The 22,617-nt window shown below is 40.4% G+C and carries 21 protein-coding genes, 1 tRNA gene and 1 other annotated feature (1 of these 23 cut by a window edge); of the genes, 10 read left to right on the top strand and 12 right to left on the bottom strand.

Annotation, left to right across the window (positions count from 1 at the left end; genetic code table 11):
* Positions 1-20 precede the first annotated feature (20 nt).
* The 4 genes from CGICJO_RS04025 to CGICJO_RS04010 form a co-directional block, all read right to left on the bottom strand.
* Positions 21-788 (bottom strand): thiazole synthase, encoded by a 768-nt coding sequence (locus CGICJO_RS04025; RefSeq protein ID WP_087378783.1) that lies wholly within the window; start codon positions 786-788, stop codon positions 21-23.
* Positions 789-967: 179 nt separating this feature from the next.
* Positions 968-1,597, bottom strand: a complete 630-nt coding sequence (thiF, locus tag CGICJO_RS04020; protein ID WP_087378781.1) for a sulfur carrier protein ThiS adenylyltransferase ThiF — start codon at positions 1,595-1,597, stop codon at positions 968-970.
* Between the two features lies 1 nt (position 1,598).
* Positions 1,599-1,793 carry a sulfur carrier protein ThiS gene (gene thiS / locus CGICJO_RS04015; RefSeq protein ID WP_087378779.1) on the bottom strand — a complete coding sequence of 65 codons (195 nt, stop codon included), beginning with the start codon at positions 1,791-1,793 and terminating at the stop codon, positions 1,599-1,601.
* 145 nt (positions 1,794-1,938) lie between these two features.
* Positions 1,939-3,216: a DUF1015 domain-containing protein gene (locus CGICJO_RS04010; protein WP_087378777.1), complete on the bottom strand. Its 1,278-nt coding sequence runs from the start codon at positions 3,214-3,216 to the stop codon at positions 1,939-1,941.
* 139 nt (positions 3,217-3,355) lie between these two features.
* Between CGICJO_RS04010 and CGICJO_RS04005 the strand changes: the two genes are divergently transcribed.
* A complete protein-coding gene (locus CGICJO_RS04005) occupies positions 3,356-4,135 on the top strand; it encodes an amidohydrolase family protein (protein ID WP_087378775.1) in 780 nt (259 codons plus the stop codon).
* 78 nt (positions 4,136-4,213) lie between these two features.
* A tRNA-Ile gene (locus CGICJO_RS04000) sits at positions 4,214-4,290 on the top strand.
* A 212-nt stretch (positions 4,291-4,502) separates the two neighbouring features.
* On the opposite strand, the gene CGICJO_RS03995 is transcribed toward CGICJO_RS04000, so the two are convergent.
* On the bottom strand, positions 4,503-5,471 hold the full coding sequence (locus tag CGICJO_RS03995) for an LPXTG cell wall anchor domain-containing protein (protein ID WP_486499725.1): 969 nt from the start codon (positions 5,469-5,471) through the stop codon (positions 4,503-4,505).
* 456 nt (positions 5,472-5,927) lie between these two features.
* Between CGICJO_RS03995 and trxA the strand changes: the two genes are divergently transcribed.
* On the top strand, positions 5,928-6,233 hold the full coding sequence (trxA, locus tag CGICJO_RS03990; protein ID WP_486499724.1) for a thioredoxin: 306 nt from the start codon (positions 5,928-5,930) through the stop codon (positions 6,231-6,233).
* Between the two features lie 30 nt (positions 6,234-6,263).
* A complete protein-coding gene (locus tag CGICJO_RS03985) occupies positions 6,264-7,130 on the top strand; it encodes an NAD(P)/FAD-dependent oxidoreductase (protein ID WP_486499723.1) in 867 nt (288 codons plus the stop codon).
* A gap of 46 nt (positions 7,131-7,176) precedes the next feature.
* Here CGICJO_RS03985 and CGICJO_RS03980 read toward each other — a convergent pair whose 3' ends face one another.
* The 3 genes from CGICJO_RS03980 to CGICJO_RS03970 are packed head-to-tail and all read right to left on the bottom strand — an operon-like array spanning position 7,177 to position 9,563.
* Entirely contained in the window at positions 7,177-8,409 is a 1,233-nt protein-coding gene (locus CGICJO_RS03980; protein ID WP_486499722.1) for a serpin family protein, read from the bottom strand.
* Positions 8,410-8,421: 12 nt separating this feature from the next.
* Complete coding sequence (locus tag CGICJO_RS03975; protein ID WP_486499721.1) at positions 8,422-9,015, bottom strand: hypothetical protein; 594 nt, start codon at positions 9,013-9,015, stop codon at positions 8,422-8,424.
* A complete protein-coding gene (locus tag CGICJO_RS03970) occupies positions 9,015-9,563 on the bottom strand; it encodes an RNA polymerase sigma factor (protein ID WP_486499720.1) in 549 nt (182 codons plus the stop codon). Before CGICJO_RS03970 ends, CGICJO_RS03975 begins: the two co-directional genes overlap by 1 nt.
* Before the next feature lie 172 nt (positions 9,564-9,735).
* On the opposite strand from CGICJO_RS03970, the gene CGICJO_RS03965 reads away from it, so the two are divergent.
* Both CGICJO_RS03965 and CGICJO_RS03960 read left to right on the top strand, forming a co-directional pair.
* Positions 9,736-10,842 (top strand): Mbeg1-like protein, encoded by a 1,107-nt coding sequence (locus tag CGICJO_RS03965; protein ID WP_486499719.1) that lies wholly within the window; start codon positions 9,736-9,738, stop codon positions 10,840-10,842.
* 12 nt (positions 10,843-10,854) lie between these two features.
* Positions 10,855-11,337, top strand: coding sequence for a pyridoxamine 5'-phosphate oxidase family protein (locus tag CGICJO_RS03960; RefSeq protein ID WP_087378759.1), 483 nt, complete (start codon positions 10,855-10,857; stop codon positions 11,335-11,337).
* A gap of 352 nt (positions 11,338-11,689) precedes the next feature.
* Here CGICJO_RS03960 and CGICJO_RS03955 read toward each other — a convergent pair whose 3' ends face one another.
* A complete protein-coding gene (locus CGICJO_RS03955) occupies positions 11,690-13,180 on the bottom strand; it encodes a phosphohexomutase domain-containing protein (RefSeq protein ID WP_486499718.1) in 1,491 nt (496 codons plus the stop codon).
* Positions 13,181-13,688: 508 nt separating this feature from the next.
* On the opposite strand from CGICJO_RS03955, the gene CGICJO_RS03950 reads away from it, so the two are divergent.
* The gene (locus tag CGICJO_RS03950) at positions 13,689-13,991 is read left to right on the top strand and encodes a hypothetical protein (protein ID WP_486499717.1); all 303 of its coding nucleotides are present in this window, start codon (positions 13,689-13,691) and stop codon (positions 13,989-13,991) included.
* A 117-nt stretch (positions 13,992-14,108) separates the two neighbouring features.
* Here CGICJO_RS03950 and CGICJO_RS03945 read toward each other — a convergent pair whose 3' ends face one another.
* Positions 14,109-15,854, bottom strand: a complete 1,746-nt coding sequence (locus CGICJO_RS03945) for a tetratricopeptide repeat protein (RefSeq protein WP_486499716.1) — start codon at positions 15,852-15,854, stop codon at positions 14,109-14,111.
* A 6-nt stretch (positions 15,855-15,860) separates the two neighbouring features.
* Positions 15,861-17,183, bottom strand: a complete 1,323-nt coding sequence (locus CGICJO_RS03940) for an ATP-binding protein (protein ID WP_486499715.1) — start codon at positions 17,181-17,183, stop codon at positions 15,861-15,863.
* Between the two features lie 198 nt (positions 17,184-17,381).
* Between CGICJO_RS03940 and CGICJO_RS03935 the strand changes: the two genes are divergently transcribed.
* The 3 genes from CGICJO_RS03935 to CGICJO_RS03925 are packed head-to-tail and all read left to right on the top strand — an operon-like array spanning position 17,382 to position 20,480.
* Positions 17,382-17,756 (top strand): GntR family transcriptional regulator, encoded by a 375-nt coding sequence (locus CGICJO_RS03935; RefSeq protein ID WP_486499714.1) that lies wholly within the window; start codon positions 17,382-17,384, stop codon positions 17,754-17,756.
* Positions 17,753-18,652 carry an ABC transporter ATP-binding protein gene (locus CGICJO_RS03930; protein ID WP_087378749.1) on the top strand — a complete coding sequence of 300 codons (900 nt, stop codon included), beginning with the start codon at positions 17,753-17,755 and terminating at the stop codon, positions 18,650-18,652. Before CGICJO_RS03935 ends, CGICJO_RS03930 begins: the two co-directional genes overlap by 4 nt.
* Positions 18,630-20,480 carry an ABC transporter permease gene (locus CGICJO_RS03925; protein ID WP_486499713.1) on the top strand — a complete coding sequence of 617 codons (1,851 nt, stop codon included), beginning with the start codon at positions 18,630-18,632 and terminating at the stop codon, positions 20,478-20,480. The genes CGICJO_RS03930 and CGICJO_RS03925 overlap by 23 nt, the downstream gene beginning before the upstream one ends.
* Before the next feature lie 349 nt (positions 20,481-20,829).
* Here CGICJO_RS03925 and leuA read toward each other — a convergent pair whose 3' ends face one another.
* Complete coding sequence (gene leuA / locus CGICJO_RS03920) at positions 20,830-22,503, bottom strand: 2-isopropylmalate synthase (RefSeq protein ID WP_486499712.1); 1,674 nt, start codon at positions 22,501-22,503, stop codon at positions 20,830-20,832.
* Between the two features lie 46 nt (positions 22,504-22,549).
* Positions 22,550-22,617: a binding site (T-box leader), on the bottom strand (it continues 174 nt past the right edge of the window).

Genomic DNA, 22,617 nt, shown 5'->3' with positions numbered 1-22,617 from the left:
GTTTCTATCTCCCTTGAAAATTATTCGCCCAAAAATCCTGTAAGAGGTGAGGAAGCAACCGCACCTTTTTCAATTACTCTGCCAAGGCCTGCAAGGTAAGCTGTTCTTCCTGCTTCTATTGCCTTTTTAAAAGCCTCTGCCATTGCGGCGATATCTCCTGCTGTAGCGATTGCGGTATTTGCCATAACTGCGGCGGCGCCCATCTCCATAGCCTCACAAGCCTGAGAAGGTCTGCCTATACCTGCGTCAACGATAATCGGCAAGTCAATTTCATCTATAAGGATTTTAATAAATTCCTTTGTGCAGATACCCTTATTTGAACCGATAGGAGCGCCCAAAGGCATGATTGAAGCGGCGCCGGCGTTCTGCAAATCTCTTGCCACGTTCAAATCCGGATACATATAAGGCATAACGATGAAGCCTTCCTTAGCCAAAACCTCAGTTGCCTTTATTGTTTCGTAGTTGTCAGGAAGCAGGTATTTTGAATCTCTCATAATCTCAATCTTAACAAAATCTCCGCAGCCGCACTCTCTTGCAAGTCTTGCAATTCTAATTGCTTCCTCAGCGTTTCTTGCGCCGCTTGTATTAGGCAAAAGTGTTACGCCCTTTGGTATAAAGTCAAGGATGTTATCTGTTCCGGCAGTTGCACGTCTTAATGCAAGTGTTATAATCTCTGCTCCGGCATTCTCAACAGCCGCCTTTATAAGGTCAAGGGAATATTTTCCTGAGCCCAAAATAAAACGTGAATTAAATTCATGTCCTCCGAGTATCAATTTATCATTATTCATTTTTCTCATTCTCCTTATTTTTTATTTCCAACCTGCAAAGGTTCTTTTTACAAATAAACGTCTGCACAGGTCGGGCGAGACCTTTTCTTTAGTTTTTTGGAATCGCTCGCCTTCAATAGTGTTTGTTGTTAATCTGTCCATACGGTTGGACTTTATTTTTCATTGAATGACACAACGTATTACACCGGCGATTGTCCCAAAATCAATTTCATAACCGCTGTTGCCTGGTGTGCGGCGCATACTGCAACTCTTGGTGCCATCAGTCCGCAGCCGTCTGCTATATCGCTTTTCTCATCTCCGCAGAGATAAAAACGGCTCATAACCTTTCTTGTGGTGATTTTATTGGCGCTGTCGGTTCCCGCCATTCCGGAACCTGAAACCAAAATCACATTTTTCATATCGGAAAGCACCGTTTCGGTTATCATAGCTTTCTGGTCGGCTTTGTCAAAGGCTTCGCAGATTATGTCACATTCCGAAAAAATCTCCGGAATATTTTCCTCAGTCAGCTTTACGGAATGTGTTTCGTACACACAGTACGGGTTTATTCCTAAAAGCTGTTCTTTCAAAGCTTCCGCTTTATATCTTCCCAAATCCGCAACACGGTACTGCTGGCGGTTGAGGTTTGTCACATCCACCCTATCAAAATCCGCAAGGACAAGCTTTCCTATTCCCAGCCTTGCAAGAAAAAAGGCGATATTTGAACCAAGTCCCCCCAGTCCCGCAATTCCAACTGCGGCATTTGAAAATTTTTCCTGGGCTTCTTTTCCGTGGCGTTCTATCAAAGCGTTAAAATATTCTTCCCTTGTCATATCAGCCGCCGCCCACAAAATTTACTATTTCCATGGAGTCATCCTCTTTGACTACAACCTTGTCAAAGTCACTGCGTTTTACTATATCTCCGTTTAATTCAACAGCCACTCGCTGAACATTCAAGCCCTGTTCCTCAACAATCTGAGCAACTGTTTTTCCCGCAGCCTCTGCCGGCTGACCGTTAATTTTTACCACAAAAACGCCTCCTTTTGTTGTCACTTGCAAAAAAACGGTATCACAAAGAAATCACACCCGAGGTGGTGTGCCCCTTCATAATACCGTTAATCTGTTTGTTATTATATCAGTTTAATGTAATATTGTCAAGATAAAACTATCTTTATCAGTCCTCAAGCATGTTCATAACCATACCTGTTATCATCTTTGGATAGAAATAGGTTGATTTCTGGGGCATTTTTTCTCCTGCAAGGGCAACGTCACGAATCTGTGTAACCTTTGTTGGGTTCAAAATAAATGCGCACTGGAATTTGCCATCACTAACACCATCAACAGCCTCCTGAAAAATCTTTGTATAGGTGAGGTTTATCTGATTTGCCATATTCTCTTTATCTATACCGAGAATGTTTTCAAGGATAAGACTGTGAAGAACTGTAACGTCAAGCTCTCTTGTGGGCTTGCTCATATCAGGCAGCATTTTATCAAGGTTAAAAGCATTTTTCAGCATGAGAATTTTGTTTGTCTTTCCCACATATCCGAAAGCCTTTCTGTTGTCACGGAAAAGGTCGTGAAGCGTATTTTCCATTGTGGAAATATCCTCGCAGTCCATAACCTTGAAGTTTTCCTCACATTTTTTGAGGAATGCTTCCTCGTCAAAGTTTTCAAGATCTCTTACAAGTCTGTGTGTTGGGAAAACTTTAAGTCCCGGATGATCCATATCGGCAAGGAAAATCATCTGATAGTCAACGCCGTCGCCCTCTTTTGCAAGACCATTTTCACGGCAGTAATTTCTATAGTTGAGAGCTGTTTCATAACGGTGATGACCGTCGGCAATATAGATTTTTCTGTCCTTAAAATCAGACACAATCTTCTCGATTACAGAAGGGCTTGTTACAGTCCAAAGTCTGTGGGTAATTCCCTGACCGTCTGTAAACTCCTGACACTCCATCTCCTTGGTTTTCTTTTCTATTGTATTCATTGTTGTGTGGGTGTCGTCTATATAAAGTCCGTATATCTGGCTAAAGTTGCAGTTTGTGGCTTTCATAAGGTTCAATCTGTCCTCTTTAGCCTTTGAAAGTGTAAACTCGTGAGGCAAAACTATACCCTTTGAAAACTCCTCCAGCTTCAGGCAGAGAATAAGACCTTTGATGCATACTCTCTTTCCTTTATGGTCAAACTCTTCCTCATAAACATAAATAGCCGGTTTTTCATCTCTCTTTAAAATTCCCTTTTCAAGCCAGCTGTTTAAAGTTTCTTTTGCCTCTTCATAGGGGTTTTCGCCCTTTGGAAGCTCAAGTCTGATAATGTTGTAAGGATTTTCTTTTATAAATCCCTCTCTTTCGCTGTCGCTTATAATGTCATAAGGAGGACAGCAAAGCTTTCCTATATCTCCTGCTTTTTCCACATCAAAACGTAATCCTCTGAATGGTTTTACCTGTGCGATAAGTCATTTCCCCTTTTCAATATATTCTAAAAATTGAGGCTTTTCCGTTATTATATCATGGCTGTGATAATTTGACAACGAATAATTTGAGGTTTATAATTATAAAAGATTTACTTTACTGAAAAGGAGGTTAGATTTTATGATTACAAATTTCCATACCCATGTTTATCCGGACAACATCGCAAAAAAAGCCATAGAATCTGTAAGCGGATATTACGGCATTAAAATGGAAATGGATGGTTCTATCCAGTCACTGCTAACAGACTGTCAAAAGGCAGGCATTGACCGTGCGGTGGTTCTGGGGGTTGCCACTGTTCCCTCTCAGGTTCAAAGCATAAACAATTATGTTTCCTCACTGTGCAATGAACACAAAGAACTTGTGGGTTTCGGCACAATTCATTCCGAAATGGAAAATCCGGAAGCCGAAATTGAAAGAATGATTTCCCTTGGTTTAAAAGGCATTAAAATTCATCCCGACACCCAGCATATAAATATTGACGAGGAAAAAATGTTCAAGGTTTACGATATGATACGTGGAAAGCTTCCTATTCTTTTCCACTGCGGCGACTATCGTTACGGATATTCAAGACCGGAACGCCTTGCCAGAGTTTTGGACAACTTCCCGGGTCTTACTGTTATTGCCGCTCACTTCGGAGGCTGGAGCCTGTGGGATTTGGCAGCTGAATACCTTGTGGACAGGGATTGCTATTTGGATTGCTCAAGCTCTACCATGTATTTAGGCAGAAAAAGAAGCCGTGAGCTTATTCACGAATACGGCGCAGAGCGTATTCTTTTCGGAACAGATTTTCCAATGTGGAATGCTTTCGGTGAAATAGGAAGAATAAAAGACCTTAATTTATCAGCCGAGGAAACAGAGCTTATAATGAACGGAAACGCCTCGAGAATTTTAGGCGAATAACTATAAGTTTAAAAAATCTCTTGACAAACAACATCATTGCTGATATAATACTAAAGGTAACTTAACCAGTGAGTTTAAGGGCCATTAGCTCAGTTGGTTAGAGCAACCGGCTCATAACCGGTCGGTCCGGGGTTCGAGTCCCTGATGGCCCACCAATAAACGGCAGTTAAAAACTGCCGTTTATTTTTTATCTGTCGAAGTTATATATAGTTCCCATTACAAACGAATAATAAAAAGCAACAGGGCGTCATATAATAAATGCGCCCTGTTATTTTTTATAAAAGAAAACCCCTCGGAAAATCCGAGGGGCAAATCATCAAAAAGCAATTAAGTTTTAACTTAATATATGTACTTACTTAGAAATCAATTATTTTGTAGCTTTCTTTCTAGCGAAGATTACAAAGCCTGCAGCCATGATAGCAACTACCATGAGAGCAACTGCTGTTGAAGCTTCACCTGTCTGAGGAGCTTCTGGCTTCTCAGTTGTTGCCGGAGCTGTTGTAGATGTTGTGCCATCTGCTGTTGTTGCCTCAGTAGCATCTGTTGTCTCTGTTGTAGGATCTGTTGACTCAGATGGATCTGTAGGATCTGTAGGATCTGTTGGATCTGTTGGATCTGTTGGGTCAGTTGGATCTGTAGGATCTGTAGGATCTGTTGGATCTGTTGGGTCAGTTGGATCTGTAGGATCTGTTGGGTCAGTTGGATCTGTAGGATCTGTTGGCTCCTGTGAACCGCCAGCGATTACCAAAGAAGCTGTAACGCCGTCTGTCAAACCGGAATTATCCTCTGCAACAACATCTGTGTAAGGATCGCCCTGTGTTGGCTTGCCGGCTGCATCATACAAGCTGAATACGTGGAATTCCTGGCAGAACAACTCGTCAAGGTTGTTAACATCTTCAAGAACCTTAAATGTATACTGATACATCATTTCCTTGCCGTTAGACAAGTCAAGACCCTTGAGTATAGAATAGTTGAAGTGGATACCCTTTGCAAAAGGTGCATCTGCTGCTGAGTAGTTAAAGTTGTAAACAAAAGAGTTACCTGGAACATAAAGATTTGGCCACAATACATCTTCAGTATCCTCAACAAACTGCAACTTTGTGCTATCATAGAAAAGCTCCATCTGAGCATTGATTGAATAGCGATCGTTTGTATCTACTGAAAGTGTAACGGTGATTGTATCACCAGCTTCTGCGTAATTGTTGCCGCCTGTCTCACCTGTCATTCTGTAACCAGGATTATACATATCTGCTGCGTTTGCTGATGTAAGACCAACAACACAGAGAGATGCCAGCATGAAGATTGCGAGCATTACGCTCATAATTTTCTTAGACATGATTTTTATCCTCCTTAATTTTTGCTATTCTAAGCACGTCATCCTAAGCACTTGTATTATACAACACCGGTAACAATTTTGTCAACACTTAAGTCTGTTTTTCTCTGTATTAAACGTAGAATATCGGCCTATTTCAGCTGAAAAAACTCTACTACATGCACAAAATACCTTTTTAGCACATGAAATATTACAAAAAGATTACAAACAAAAGGAGATTTATTAGCAACATATATAAACACTTTAATGTAGTTATTTTGTAAACAAATCATTACAATTTCCTTTTTCTGTAAATACTTATTCGGATAGTGTCTTTAAAATAATTCCTTTTGTGATTAAATCACTGGATTTTTTTGCCTTATGCGTGTATTATATAATTACAGTAAAAAACTGAATAAACAATTTAAAAAATATAATCATAACAGTAATAAAACAAAACCAATATAAGGAGCGATAAATATGTCAGTATTAACAATCACACAGAACAATTTTGAAAATGAAGTTTTAAAATCCGACAAGCCGGTTCTTCTTGACTTCTGGGCATCATGGTGCGGTCCATGCAGAATGCTTTCACCGGTTGTTGATGAAATCGCAGAGGAAAACCCTCAGATTAAGGTTGGAAAAATAAATGTTGACGAAGAGGGCGACCTTGCCGCATCCTTCGGAGTTATGAGTATTCCAACACTTGTGGTAATTAAAAACGGTCAGGTAGTAAACCAGTCCGTAGGCGTTGTTCCGAAGCAGAAAATTCTCGGAATGCTTTAATCATATACTAATTAAATAGGAGTGAGCGCCGTGTATGACATAATAATTATAGGAGCCGGACCTGCCGGAATTTCGGCGGCTCTTTACACACTGAGAGCAAATCTCAACACCCTTATAATAGGAAAGGACGGAGGCGCTCTCCAGCAGACAGACAAAATAGAAAACTATTTCGGCACAGGCGGAGTTATTTCCGGAAAAGAGCTTTTGGAAAAGGGCAGAATCCAGGCAGAAAATCTGGGAGCCTCTTTTGCAAAGGAAGAGGTTGTATCGATAGAGTGGATGGAAAATTTCACCGTTACAACCCAGTCAAACCGCTATGAAGCAAAAGCCGTGATTATAGCCACCGGCAACAAGCGCAGCACAGCAAAAATCAAGGGTATTGATACACTTGAAGGAAAGGGCGTCAGCTACTGCGCAGTCTGCGACGCATTTTTCTACAGAGGAAAAAATGTCGGCATACTCGGAAGCGGCGAATATGCACTTCACGAAGCTATGGCGCTGAAAGGTGTTGTAAATTCCATAACAGTTTTCACAGACGGCAAAGAGATAACCGCTTATTTCCCCGAGGATATAAACATTGTAACCTCACCAGTTGAGGAAATACAGGGAGAGGAAAAGGTTTCCGGCGTAAAGACAAAGGACGGAAATATATATCCCCTTGACGGTGTGTTTGTGGCTTTGGGAACTGCGGGAGCCGGAGAGCTTGCAAGAAAGCTGGGACTTCCGATAGAAAACAACAGAATTTCCGTAAACGAAGACAAGTCAACAATGATACCGGGAATTTTTGCCGCAGGCGACTGCATTGGCGGAGTATTGCAGATAGCCACCGCTGTAGGCGAGGGCGCAGAAGCCGCCTTATCAGCAATTAAATATTTAAAGACTTCCACATCTAAATAATGACACAGCAAAACAGCATCAACGGGATGACCGTTGATGCTGTTTTTTAAGTTAGATTTAATATTTTTCCCATAAACAAAGGAATACCTGTTTCATTATCTATAATGAAATATAGAAACGGTCGGTCGAGCTTTACCTCTTTTCCCAGTATTGCTCCTTCGTCGTTAGCTTCCACCATTGTGACTGCTCCGGCGGTTGTTCCTTTTTCATCCACATTTATAAAGGTTTTGTGAACCACACGGTTTATATAAACATTTCCTCTGGTTGAAGTGCACATCTTTTCAAACTCTGCTTTTCCGCTGTCGAAAGCTCTCACCATTCCCATATCTATAAGAGGTTCTTTAAGCTCTATTTCGTATTCACTGGAGAACTTGGGCATATTTACAACCACAGGTTCATTTTCATAATTTTTAAATGCATTGAGCAAAGTTTCACCCTCTAAGCCCTCTATAAATTCATCAATTTCCATATTCTCAGGAGGGAGCAAGGCGGCAAAGCTGAATTTTCCTCCCTTGTAATCCTTTATAAATCCCTCGGCGCCATTTAAGCTTATGTACTTGTTTTCTTCGGAATACATAAACTCCCTTTGAGCTTCGCTTCCGTCGCTGTTGTAAAAGGTTCCCTCATATATTTCTGTGTCGTAATAAATTCTCTCCCACTGGGCTTCAAAGGTTATGGCGTTTATAAGGTACATCACCGTATCAATATCTATTTCATCAAGAATTTTTTCAATCATTCCGTCTGTGTTTTTCTTTACCCAGTCGTTTATGTCATTTAATGTCTGCTCATTGAAAGGCTCTTTAAAAATCTGAGCATTGTAATAATCAGCCGCTGTCTGCAAAAAATCCTCATTTACCTGAAGGCGGTTTTCATCATCCCTAAACCACACAGAGTTTGCAATTTTCATTGCGCTTTCCCCTTGAGTGAGCTTTTCGGAAAGGGTGTAAAGGTATTGATTAAGCTCTTCTGTTTCCAAACCCTCGGCAAGAAGATTTTTCATTTCCTCAAGGGTTTCCCCCTCTGCCCCATTTGCGGTCATTGAAAGGGCAAGCATTATTGATACAGGGGAAATCATTGAGTTTTTCTCTTTATCGGTAAAATTTTTAAAGCTTTTTACAGCAAAGTCTGCGTATATCTTTTCAAAGCTTTCATCTGTTTCTTTTCCCTTAACCTGCTGAGGATTTATATCCGACGTAAGGTCTTTCTTTTCCCCGCTTTCACAGGCTGTCAGTCCCAGCAAAAGAGTAACCGCCATAAACAAACAAGCTATTCTTTTCATAAAACATCCCCCCTATACAAAGTTTATTATCTCCTGCAATTTATCATCGGGAATTTTTTTCCAACGTCCGTCGTTGTTTTTCATTATGTATCCGTCCTCTGACAGGAAATAGTTTTCATCTCCCGTGGAACTTGAAATTGTTATCACATATCTTTCCTGATGTTCCGTTTCTTCATAGTCACCTGCGTCATAGGCACTTTCAATCAGGCTGTAAAACTCCATAATATTTTCTGAGGAAACAGTCCTTATTTCACCGCTTGTTTTGTCGCTGATTTCCGCTGTAGGTTCTAAAACTATTCCGTCATTTCCGTCCTGTTCTTCTACAGCCTCCCCTGTATCCACTTCAATCTGCCAGTCACCTGATTCCTCAGTTGCAAATTCCTCACCATTTTCCGGAACGGTTACGCTCACGTCAACTCCGTTATCAATGGAATTGTTGCTTTCAGGCACAGTGTTCATATTCAGCAACGTGGGAACAGCAAAAGCACAGACAACCAAAAAAATACAGAGAGAACCCAGCGCTCTTCTTTTTCTCATTTTTTCAAGACTTGCTTTCACTTCCCATCGTTTAAAAACTTCCCTTTTAAAGTCTTCGTCATTTCTCATCACAGCTCAACTCCTTTTTCTGACAAAGCAATTTTCAACTTTCCTTTCGCCCTGTAAAGGAGATTATCTATCTGCTTTCTCGATTTTTTCATTACCTTTCCCGTTTCCTCATAGGAAAGCCCCTCAAAATACACAAGATGCACAGCTATTTTCATATCCTCAGGAAGTCCGCTTATGGCTTCGTTTAAAGCCCTGCTTCTCTCTCCCCTTATAAATTCCTCCCATAGAGAACCGCTGTTGTCTGCTGTTTTGTCAAGCTCCTCAATGTCGGCTTTTCTGTGCTTTTTGCTTCGTCTTAAAAAATCCAAAGCCCGGCTTCTCCCAATCATAAAAAGATATGTTTTAAGTGAGGTTTTAAAGTTGTATTTTTTCGGATGGGCAAGAAATTCCACAAAAACATCTATAGCAATATCCTCCGCCTCGTCATAGTCTTTAATATACCTGTAGATGAAAAAGGTAAGACTTTGGCGGTACTCCTTTAATATATCGTCGAAAGCTGATTTATCTCCCTGAAGAAAACGGCGGCAGCTGCTTTCACCGTTATCCATATCTATCGCCTCCTTGCAATATTTATACGTTTTTCATCACCTAATTCCTTTATAATTTTAATTTATTTTTAAGAAACAAAACCTTGATTTTTGCAAATCCGTGTATTACTATAAATGTATTATGGAGGCGGTATAGGTATATAAAAAAAATTATGAGATTGGAAGTGGCGTTATGGCAGATATAATAGATTACATCTACCAATACGGAGACAAGACGCTGGAAGAAATGCCTTTTAATGAAATAGACAGCCTTGTGCTGTCCAGGGTATCTTATATACCTTTTCACAGCATCGTATCCAGCCATGTTACCCACAAAATAACAGTTTTGGGAGCTTTTAAGGAATTTTTAAACAGATACCGTGACCCATACAAAAAAGTTTTATGGCACGACGATGTTCCCCTTATGGCTGCTATGGCGGAAAGCCAGAGATTTAAAAAAATGGAGCTTTGCGCCTATAAAAATATCCTTGATCCGCACAGAGAAATGCAGTTCGCCGCCATAACCATATTCATGGGAAACGGTCAGATTTTTATTTCTTTTCGTGGAACAGACGACACTTTTCTTGGCTGGAAAGAGGACTTGAACATGAGTTTTCTTCCTGTTATCCCCTCACAGCAGGAGGGTGTAAGATATTTCAACTATATATGCGAAAACACAAAAGGTGATATAATAACCGGCGGTCACTCGAAGGGCGGCACAATCGCAATTTATGCCGTGGCAAACTGTGAACAGCAAAACGCAGACAGAGTAAAAGCCATTTACTGCCACGATTCTCCGGGATTTACCGAAAAGGTATTTAAGGAAATTGAAGAAAAGAATGTTATGAAGCTGGTTTACCGCTATGTTCCCCAGTCCTCTATAGTTGGTATGCTTTTCTACAACGATGCAAAATACGAAATTATCAAAAGCAATCAAATGGGCTTTATGCAGCACGATATATATTCATGGGAAATCGTAGGCAAAAGCTTTAAGCATATTAAATCAGCCACAAAAAGCAGTATGTTTTTTGACAGCACAATAAAAAGCTGGATGGATAAGATGTCCTTTGAAGAAAGACAAAAGGCTATTGATGCTATTTTTGAAATTTTCGACAGAACCGACGCCAAAACCATAGGCCAGCTGACGGAAAACTGGTTTGAAAATTCAAAGACAATTTTAAAATCCTTTAAAAATCTGGACTATAAAACAAGAAGCGTTATTCTTGCTTCTCTGTTTACCTTGGTTAAGGTTGTAAAAACAAATATTGTGGTGGCTATTTCAAAAATGCAGGGATATTGAAAGAGAGATAATATGAGAAGAAAAAATCTTGAAGAAAAAGACATAAATGTAATTGAAGATATTTTAAAGGAATGTAAGGTTTGCAGAATTTCTCTGTGCTGTGACGGTGTTCCCTATATTGTTCCCATGAACTTCGGCTATGAAATTAAGGAAAATAATTTAACACTTTATTTTCACAGCGCCCTTGAGGGCAGAAAAACCGACGGAATTAAAAAAGGCGAAACTGTTTGCTTTGAAATGGACTGCGGCCACAAACTCATAGCCGCCGAAAAGGCCAGCGGCTACACTTACGCCTATAAAAGTATAATCGGCTGGGGAAATCCACAGGTTATTTCCGATACAGACGAAAAAATCGACGCTCTCAATAAGCTTATGTACGCCCAAACCGGAAGATATTTCGATATGAGCGGCGAAAAAGCGGTGGTTGATAAAACACTTGTATTTAAAATAGAAACCAACAACTTCACCTGTAAGGTGAAAAAAGGATTGGTTTAAACAAAATACCTCGCAGGATCGGATTAAAACATCCGCACTCACGAATTATATTTCTATATAAGAAAAATAAAAAACAGCCATGGTTTGATAAATAAACCATGGCTGTAACAATTCAAATATAAATAAAACCCAACCGAGAGCGAACCATTCCCAAGACTACGGAAAAGGTCTCGTCCGCCTTTAAACGACGTTTATTTCCAAGCTGAAGTTCTGCAAGGCGGAGATAAAAAACTCGCCCGCCTTGTAATGATGTTTATTTTTTAAACGAAGTCCTGCAAGGCGGAGATAAAAATAAAGGTTTCGCCCGACCTGTGCTGAACCTAAAGATTAGATTAACCTATGCAGGTCGGAATCAAAAATAACGGGAAAGGAAGGTGTTGAGTTGGTTGAAGATTATGTCAACGCCGCCCTTTGTGTCGCTTTCGATGTTGAGAGGCATTATCGGATCGTGAACAGAAAGACGGAGTAAGAACCAGCCGTCGCCGTTGTCCTTGTCAAAGTAAACACGGATTCCCTCACGGTTGTCGTCGGCAATTTTCCAGCCCTCCTGAGCTTCTGCGTACTTTTCAAGGTCTGCAATTACCTTTTCGCCGTACTCTCTGAAATCCTTTTCTTTGATTTTGAAACGGATTTCCTTTGACTCAACAGGCTCTTTGAGGGACGCTGTCAAATCCTCAAGCTCTTTGCCCTGCTGTTTAAGCTGAGCCATTTTGATGATTATCTTTGTGCAGAGATATGCGCCGTCGTCCAGGAAATAATTCTCACGCATAGCGGCATGTCCTGAGGTTTCAATGGCAAGAGGACAGTTTATTCCCTGAGCGTTAAGCTCTAATGCCTTGTTGATTACATTTTTATAGCCTCTTCTGTAACGGTAATGCTTGCCCTTTAAATCTTCTTCTATAAAGGTTTTAAGTCCTGATGATGTGATAGAGTCGGTAACAACTGTGCCGCCGTCGTTGCCCTCGAGAGCAATAGCGGAAGCCACTGCTACAAGACGGTTTCTGTTTATCTCGTTGCCTGAACTGTCAACGGCTCCGCCACGGTCAACGTCTGTATCAAAAATAACGCCAAGGTCTGCTTTGCTTTCCTTAACGGCTTCGCAGATTGACTGCATAGCTTCTTCGTTTTCAGGGTTTGGAACGTGGTTAGGGAACATTCCGTCCGGGTCAAGATAACGGCTTCCTGTTGTGTCTGCGCCCAAAGGCTCCAAAACCTTTGAAGCATAGAAACCGCCTGCGCCGTTTCCTGCGTCAACAACGATTTTATATCCTTTTAAAGGATGCTCGTAATCCTCTGCGTTTACCTCTCTGCAAATCATATCACGGAGATTTTTTGAATACTGCTTCATGTAGTTTGTAGTGGTAACTGTACCGCCGCCGATTTTCTCAGGTGTTTCATTTTCCTGAGCATAGGTGAGGATTTCCTCGATGTCGCTTGCCTCAAGTCCGCCGTCACGGGTAAAGAACTTCAAGCCGTTTCTGTTAAATGGGTGGTGGCTTGCGGTAATCTGCAAAGCGCCGTCGCACTTCAGGTCAACAGTTGTCATAAACATAGAAGGTGTTGAAGCAAGTCCGCAGTCAAGAACCTTTACTCCGTCATCTGTAAATGCCTTTGTAACGGAAGCCACAATACGAGGGCCTGAAATACGGCTGTCACGTCCAACGGAAATTGTAAGGTCTTCGGCTTTCTTTGAAAGCTTCTTTGAAAGCCAAAGCACAAATCCGTCAGCCATTTTGTAAACCATCTCATCAGTGAGGTTTACGCTCTGACCCTCAACGCCTTCGCTGGCAACACCTCGGATATCTGTTCCGCTTTTAAAAATTTTGAATTGCTCGTTAAGCATAGTAACTCTCCTTTTCAGATTCTGAAATATCATTTACCCTTATTATACATGAGGTCTGTGAATTTAACAATGTTTTTAAGAAAATAGAATATAAAAACATATTTTTACGGGAATATGGGATTTTTTTATCCTCAAAAAAATGATTACAAACAAGTAAAAATTCAAATTCGGCAATTATAATATTTGTATTGTTCCTAAGTTTTTATAAAAGTATATTTTTACCAAAATTCAAGAGAGCCCAAGTTCTGGAAACGATTTCATCATCAAATATTATGTGCAAATTATACAAAAAATTCAATTTTTAACCGCTTAAATAGGATGTTCAATTCGCAAAATTTACAAAGTTGTAAGAAAAAAGTTGTTGACATTTACGGTTCGTATGGATATAATGTAGGTGTCAAGTAAAGAGTCCGCTTGACTACCGATGAATATAAAAATCTATCTTCGGTATAGATTAAATTGCCAAATGGTAAATGGCAGCACGAAACATTTAAGGAGGAAAATTATTATGACACCTACAATTAGTTTACATGATGTTAATGTTGCTGAGTTCCTCGCCGTGCTTGACACTTGCAAAGGTAATGTGTACTTGATCACACGTGAGGGAGATCATCTCAATCTTAAGAGCAAACTTTGCCAGCTTGTTGGCTTGACACAGCTCATCGAAGGCGGTAAGATTTCAGAAGCTTACATCATCTGCGAGAACAAAGAAGACGAGTCAAAGCTCTTCAGATTTAACTTGTTCGATGATATGGGCGACGCTAAGGTTGCTAAGGCAAACGCTGAGAAAGCAGAAGAGACAGAAGAATAATAAAGCCTTATACGATTAACTCGATAACATTATAAATCAAAACCGGTCACATAGTGGCCGGTTTTTCCCCTTTATTACAGCAAAATAACCGGCACGCTTTCTGCGCACCGGTTATTTTTATGGGTTTTCGTTGATTTTTTTTCTTAATAAGTCAAAGTTATTTCTTACTGTGACAGTTGATGGATGATTTTCTCCCAGATGTTTTTTCACTATTTCCAAAGCTTTATTGTAAAACTCCAAAGCTTTCTCATATTCTCCCATATCATCATACACAGTAGCTAAATTGTTGTATGTCGCAGCGGTATCGGGATGATTTTCTCCCAGCTGTTTTTCTCTTATATACAAAGCTTTGTTGCAAAACTCTAAGGCTTTCTCGTATTCGCCCAGAGCTTTATACACCCCGGCTATATTGTTGTATGTTGTAGCGGTATCGGGATGATTTTCTCCCAGCTGTTTTGCTCTTATATACAAAGCTTTGTTGTAAAACTCTAAGGCTTTCTCGTATTCGCCCAGAGCTTTATACACCCCGGCTATATTGTTGTATGTTGTAGCGGTTGAGGGATGATTTTCTCCCAGCTGTTTTTCGCTTATCTTCAAATCTTTATAGTAAAACCCCAAAGCTTTCTCATATTCGCCCATATGATAATACACCCCGGCTATATTGTTGTATGTCGCAGCGGTTGAGGGATGATTTTCTCCCAACTGTTTTTCTATTACTTTCAAAGCCTTATAGAAAAACTCCAAAGCTTCCTCATATTCGCCCATATCATCATACACAGTGGCTAAATTGTTGTATGTCGTAGCGGTATCGGGATGATTTTCTCCCAGCTGTTTTTCACTGATACTTAAATCTTTATAACAAAACTCCAAGGCTTTCTCGTATTCGCCCAGAGTTTTATACACACCGGCTATATTGTTGTATGTCGCAGCGGTTGAGGGATGATTTTCTCCCAGCTGTTTTTCTCTTATATACAAAGCTTTATAATAAAACTCCAAAGCTTTCTCGTATTCGCCAAGATCTTCATACACACCGGCTATGTTGTTGTATGTGCCAGCGGTTAATGAATTGTGTTTTCCTAAAGTATTTTCCTTTATCCTTAAAGCTTTTTCTGCGGCTTTCAAAGCATCACCGTAACGCCCCTGCTTATCATAAACTTCGGACAAGTCCTCATACACATTTGCAGTGTCAGGATTGTCCTCTCCTAAAAGCTTTTCCCTTATTTCCAAGGCGTAGTTTAGGATTTTTTCTCCGTCGGACAGCCTATACTCTTTGACAAGTCTTTTTCCTCTGTTTCTGAGGGTAATCGCAAGAGCCAAAAGCTTTTCCCTGCTTTGGTTGTAGTCTATAGTTACATCAGTGTTTTCACCTGTACTTCTGTCTGTTATCCTGTCTGCCTCGGACGAAAACTCCGTTGAAAATTCCTTTGCAGGAATAATGTCCTCAAAGGTCATGGTAAGGCGAACATAAGAATAAAAGTCATAAGCGTTTTTACTGAGAAAATCGTCAGCTTCCTTTGTAAGGCAGAAAACAAACACCTTACCCATAGAGTTCAGCATATCCCTGCTGAAATTAAATCGCTTTACTGTATTTTCTCTTTTGTCTTTTTGAAAAAAAAGGGATTGAAAATTTTTGAAGAAATAAGCAGAAGCGTTGGGATTGCCGGAAACAAATTTTTCAATATTTTTTATAGAGTATTCTCCGTCCCACTGTGTACAGTCTACCACTGCAACGGGAGTTGAGGAATAGTGCTCTATGACTTCGCTTTGCATAGCGGGGGAAGCTATCAAAAGATAAAATCCGTCGTCTGCGTTATTCAGTATATTTCCAAGACAGTAATATGAATAGCTGTTATCAGTTTTCATTACGCATTACCTGTTTATAAATCCCTGTTCCTCTAAAAATTCCCCCACAAGAGGGTGAACATCGTGCCAGCGTTTGCTGTTGTATTCAAGGACAACGCTTGCCTGAAGCATTTCCAAAAGCATTTTTTTATCGGAAATCTGTTCCCTGTAATTTTTATCGGAATATATTTTTGCCAAAAATTCATAATGTCTGCTGTCTATTCTTCTGGTAAGTGAGGTTTTAAGCTGTTCCAAAGCTATTGATACATCCTCCATTGATATAGTTTCAGCTTGCCTGCGCATAGCTCTGGTTGCGCCTGAAACGATGATAGAAAACAAATCTCTAATCGACCCACCTGTTTTCTTGATAATATATTTCAAAACATCAGCTTCAAAAAGGTTTAAATCCGTTCTTTTTTCAACAATTTTCTCAATGGCTTCAATTCCTTCGTCGTTTTCAGTGCCATCTATCTTCTTCACCTTTATCATAGGAAAGGTTTTCGCTTCAAAATATCCGTCCAAAGAGCCGAACATTGTTTCATATGACATGTAAATAGGGATGGTATAGATTATAGGAAAGGAAACTCCGGAAAGAATTGCGGGATGATTGTAGAAGATTTTTCTCGCATCCTCGGAATTGAGCTTATCTAATTCCTCGAAAATGACTATAGGCTGTTTCTGGTCGTTATATTCAGTCAGCGTATCGGCAATCTCCGTCATTATATTTATCCATTCGCTGGCACGTCTTGAAACCTTTTCCCTGTACACTGTCCTTGTTTCTTCGTTAAATTTCAAATCGCTTTTCAAAGAAACCATGAAATTCAAAATATTTAATAAAAAGAGTTTTCCTTTTGTATCGGCAGAAATTCCACCGGACAAAGCTACATTTGACCCGGCGCTGATTTCCTGACATTTTTCTTCTTCAACAGTCCAGTATTTTACTATTCTTTCCTCAAGGTCATTACCCAATTCACAGTCATGTTCCTCAGCAATTTTTAAAAGGGCGTTGCCCATAAGTATAAGCAGGTCTGTATATATAATATTGTTTAAATCCAAGTCTAAAGCGCACTGCACAGATTCCACATAATAACCCTCCGTTCTCAGCTTTTCAGCCATGCGGTTAAGCTCTGTGCTTTTTCCGCTTCCTCTGTGTCCTAAAAGCAGAAAGGCGTTTCTGTCCGAGGGCATTTTGCAGGCTTCGTAAATATCTTGTATAGGAGATGAATACTTATCTCCTGTTCTTGTTTCCATTGTTTCACAGTAAAATTTGTCAAGATCATTTCCGTCAAGAGGAGCCGCCTTAAAGGCAGTAATAATTCCATGAAGGTCATTTGCATATTTTACTCCCATAGTATCCTCCTTTAAAAAATATAATAAAAAGCATATATATAATTATTATAATGTTAACATAACCGATTATGCTTTGCAAGAGAAAAATTATAAGACTTTTTCATGAGAACCCTTGACATTGTATTGGCCACCGTGTATAATTGTATTAGATGATACAGTACAATTAGTCATCAAAAATCGGGAAAGGATGGTGATGTTATGTTTTCTGTGGACTTTATGGCAAGACAGCCTCTTTATGAACAGATTTATTTAAGCGCTGTTAACTTAATATCCCACGGGGTTTTGGCTCCCAATGAAAAGCTGCCGCCTATACGCTCGGTGGCGTCGGAGCTGGGAATAAATCCAAACACCGTGACAAAGGCTTATCAGATGCTTGAAAAGGACGGCTACATATATTCCACCGTTGGCAGGGGAAGCTTTGTTTCTCCCAATGTGGACAAATTTGAAGAGCGAAAGAAAAACGCTTTGCGTGTAGTTGAAAAATCTATCGGCACTGCAATAGAATGCGGCGCAGGCAGGAAAGAAATCACCGAGATACTTGACAAGGCTTTGAGAAACGGAGGGTTATTATGATTGAGATAAAAAATCTTTCTAAAGCTTTTGAGAAAAATTTTGCCCTGAAAAAACTTAATTTTCAGGTGGGCGACGGCTCTGTTTTTGCTTTGGTAGGCTCTAACGGAAGCGGAAAATCCACCCTTTTGAGGACAATTTCCGGTGTTTACCAGCCGACAGCGGGAGATGTTTTGATTGACGGCAAACCGATTTTTGAAAATCCTCAGCTTAAAGACCAAGTTTATTTCGTGGCTGACGTTCCCTTTTTCTACAACGGAACAACCCTGGACAACGCTTCAAATCTTCTAAGCAAAATCTACAGCGGATGGAGTGAGGAAACCTATTTAAGACTTTGCTCCATATTCCCTATCGACAGAAGAGGAAAGCTCATAAATATGTCTAAGGGTATGCAAAGACAGGCTTCTTTGATTTTAGCCCTTTCCGCAAAGCCCAAGTATCTTTTACTTGACGAGATTTTCGACGGTCTTGACCCTGTAATACGCAGGCTTGTAAAACAGCTTATAATAAATGACGTAAGCGACAGGGGTATGTCTGTTATCATCGCTTCTCACAACATGAGAGAGCTTGAGGATATCTGCGACCACATTGCTTTTCTCCACAGGGGCAACCTTGTTGTTGAGGACGATGTGGACGAGATAAAAACACAGGTTCACAAGTTCCATGCAGCTTTTGACAGGGACTTTGACCAGAATGAAATTATCGGCGGTCTTGAAATTTTGAACATCAAGAGAAGCGGAAACCTCATAAGCTTCACCGCCAAGGGAAACAAGGAAGATATTGAAAAAATAATCAAAGCGCAGGAACCTATATTTATGGAATCCCTGCCCCTCACTCTTGAGGAAATATTTATGTGCGAAATGGAGGTGGCAGGTTATGACATCGAAAACATCAAATAAGTACACAGCTTTTAACCGCTGTATTTCTCTTATGGGCTGGACTGTAAAGAAATACAAATACACTTTGCTTATATACACTATACTTCTGTTTCTTTCTTTCCCCATGATGGCGGTATTCTGTATAACAAGCAAAGTCCCCATGACATTTGAGGGCAACGACACGGGCTTTATAATGTACAACGCATTTTTCTCCACTGTGGCTGTATCTTTTTCCGTGATTATATCTTTTATAAATTTCGCCTATATGCAAAAGAAAACAAGTGTTGACTGGTATTTTTCTTTCCCTATGACAAGGCGAAACATGTTTGTTTCAAAGTATTTGGCTTCTGCGGTTATGAGCATTGTCCCTGTTATTTTAATCTCTTTTATAGGACTTTTGATACAGGTTACAACAATAGACTTGAGTTCATTTTTCGCAAGTCTTATGATGCTTATTCTTGCAATACTCAGTAACATATCTTTCGTGGCTTTACTTTCAGTTTGCTGCGGAACAACAATTGACGGCATTATCTCTTATTGTGTAATTTCCATGATTTATCCTATAGCATGGGCGCTGGTTTATTATTTGCCGACACTTGTTCTCCCCGGATATGTTCCTTTGGATATCAGCATGACATTGCTGACCGCTCTTGTGCCTTTTGTGTCCCACTATATGGGAACTTTTCTCGGTGACTTAGACCAGTTCACCTCCTATCAATTCATACACACAGGCTGGTGGCTGCTGTTTACGGTTCTCTGCACAGCCGGAAGCATATTCCTTATAAAGCGCAGACGCACCGAATCAGCACAAAACGCCTTTGCCTTTAATATGCCTGCAATAATAATCAAGATAGTAGCCGGCTTTGTTGGCGGAGTTGCTCTGGGATTGCTTTTCAGCGTTCTCTCCTACTCTTCTGATATGTTCTATCTTTGGTTTTTGGCAGGAGCAGTTATCGGCGCATTCTGTGTCACATTCCTTCTGCACATTATCTACGCAAGAGGAACAAAGGGATATTCAAGAAGTCTTTTGCAGTTTGCATGTGCAATCGTGCTGATTTCTGTGTTCTATATTCCCCTTATTACGGGTTGGTTCGGATATGTTTCCAATGTTCCGAAAGCAGAAGACGTTAAAAGCGTAGGCATATATCTCTATGATTCAGAGGGCGGCTACAGTCTTTACACTATAGACGAAGATACCAACACCGGTTACAACAATGTTGACAGGTATACAACCTTTGACGACAAGGAAACAATCGAGGATGTAATCGAAATCCATCAGGAAATTGTTGATAACTTGAGTAATATATATGATTTCCCATATAATTTTGACAGCTCCAACAGGGCTATTATAAGCATGGACGATAATGACAGGTTTTACAACATAAAATTAAATTACACTCTCAACAATGGACGCCATATTACAAGGGAATACGAATACGGAGAACTTTCCGGAGAAGTTCAGAATATGCTTGCTGATTTTGTAACCTCAAGACTTTACGATTACAAGATTATTTCAAATTATGTTGACCGTTTTACGGAAATTATTTCTCTTGAGTATTTGGATTATGAAACCGATACCGGAATACTTGTTAATCAGGAAAACTTTTCTGATATGGATAAAATGCTTGAGGCTTTGAAAACAGATATATATAATAATAAGGACATGGATGAAAGCGACTCCGACGCAAAAGGTAAAATCTATATCACTGCCTTTGACAAATATCATAAGCTTATCCGCTTGGATATAGTTATAAATGATAACTTTGAAAATGTTATGGCTCTGTTAAGCTCAGTAAATGAAAATGCATATTCTAAAGGTTACGCAGATTTAAATACGGAAACCGCTTAATTTTAAATAATCCTTTTATACTTTATCCTTCTATACACTAAAAACACCCCCATGATTTGTAGTCATGGGGGTGTTTTACATATTATATAGTTCTTTAAAAGAATAAATCAAATAAAAAGTTACATTAAAGCGAGCCATTCCAAAGACTAAGCAAAAGGTCTCGCACGCCTTGAAACGACGTTTATTTCTAAACCAAACCTTTGCAAGGCGGAAATAAAATAATCAAACCTAACCGAGAGCGAGCCATTCCAAAGACTAAGCAAAAGGTTTCGCCCGCCTTGTAACGATGTTTATTTCTAAATCAAAGTCCTGCAAGGCGGATATAAAAAATACAGGTCGGATATAAAAATTAAGCCTCTGAGCGGTTTATGGCGTTGAGGACACCGAGGATTGAGGCGAAGTTTACGTTGTGGTCTATGCCGACACCGAAAATGTCGTTGCCTCTTGGTGTTTTAAGCTGAATGTAGGACACAGCCTTTGAGTCTGAACCGGAGGAAATAGCGTGCTGGCTGTAGGACATGAACTCGTAATTGTTAATGCCAACGCCCTTGAGTGCATTAAAGAATGCGTCGATAGGACCGTTTCCTGTTCCGGTAATGGCGATGTCGTGGCCTTCAATGTTGTCCATTCTGATTGTTCCTGTGAATGTAACCTTGTCGCCGTTTTCGTCGTAGAGCTTATGCTCAAGGAGATCGTATTTCTTCTTGTGGTTGATGTAGTTGTCCTCAAATACTTTGTACAGCTCTTTTGAGGTGAGCTCTCTTTCAACACGCTCACATTCTGCCTGAACCAATGCACCGAACTCAGGATGCATTTTCTTTGGAAGGTCAAAGCCGAAGTTGTGGTTCATAACAAATGCGGCGCCGCCCTTGCCGGACTGAGAATTGATTCTGATGATAGGCTCGTACTGTCTGCCAACGTCCGCAGGATCGATAGGCAGATAAGGAACCTCCCAGTAGTCGGAGTCGGTATCCTTCATGTACTTCATACCCTTGTTGATTGCGTCCTGGTGAGAACCGGAGAAAGCTGTAAAAACAAGCTCGCCGATGTATGGCTGACGTTCGTTTATCTTCATGCCTGTGCATCTTTCGTAAATCTCCTTGTACTTAGGAAGATTGCTGAAATCAAGCTCAGGGTCAACTCCCTGGGTGTACATGTTAAGTCCCATTGTAACGATATCCAGGTTACCTGTTCTTTCGCCGTTGCCGAAGAGTGTTCCTTCCACTCTCTCTGCTCCTGCGAGAAGAGCAAGCTCGGAAGCTGCTACGCCGCAGCCTCTGTCGTTATGCGGGTGAATACTGATAATTGCTGCCTCTCTGTTTGGCAGGTGCTTTATAAAATATTCAATCTGGTCTGCGTATGTGTTTGCTGTGCACATTTCAACAGTGTTTGGCAGATTGAGGATAACAGGATTTTCTTTGGTTGCGCCAAGCTCCTCCATAACTCTTGCGCAGATTTCAACAGCGTTGTCCATTTCTGTGCCGCTGAAGCTTTCCGGTGAATACTCAAAGCGGATATTTGTATCGCCCTGATACTGTTCTGTAAGCTCTTTTACAAGCTTTGCGCCCTTTACGGCTATGTCGATTACGCCGTCCATATCAGTTTTGAAAACAACCTTGCGCTGTAATGTTGAGGTGGAATTATAGAAGTGAACGATTACATTTTTTGCGCCCTCGATGGCTTCAAACGTCTTTCTAATCAAGTGCTCTCTTGCCTGAACAAGAACCTGAATTGTAACGTCGTCTGGAATGTGATTTCCCTCTATAAGCTCACGGCAAATTTCGTACTCGGTTTCTGAGGCTGATGGGAAGCCGATTTCAATTTCTTTAAATCCCATATCGCAGAGAGCGTGAAAGAACTCCAGCTTTTCCTGAAGATTCATGGGGTCGATAAGAGCCTGATTGCCGTCACGCAGGTCAACGCTGCACCAGATTGGTGCTTTTTCGATAACCTTGTTTGGCCACTGTCTGTCCGGCAAATTTATCTGCTGAAATGGAATGTACTTGTGAAATGAATTTTTCATTTTGAAAACCTCCGAATTTTTTTATAAACAAAAAAATCGTCCCGTAAAAAGGGACGAAAAAAATCCGTGATACCACCCTGATTCAAACACACCTCACGGTGCGTTCCTCTGCGA

It is taken from the genome of Candidatus Limousia pullorum (assembly GCF_057405065.1).
This window is presented reverse-complemented; position numbering and strand designations above follow the sequence as displayed.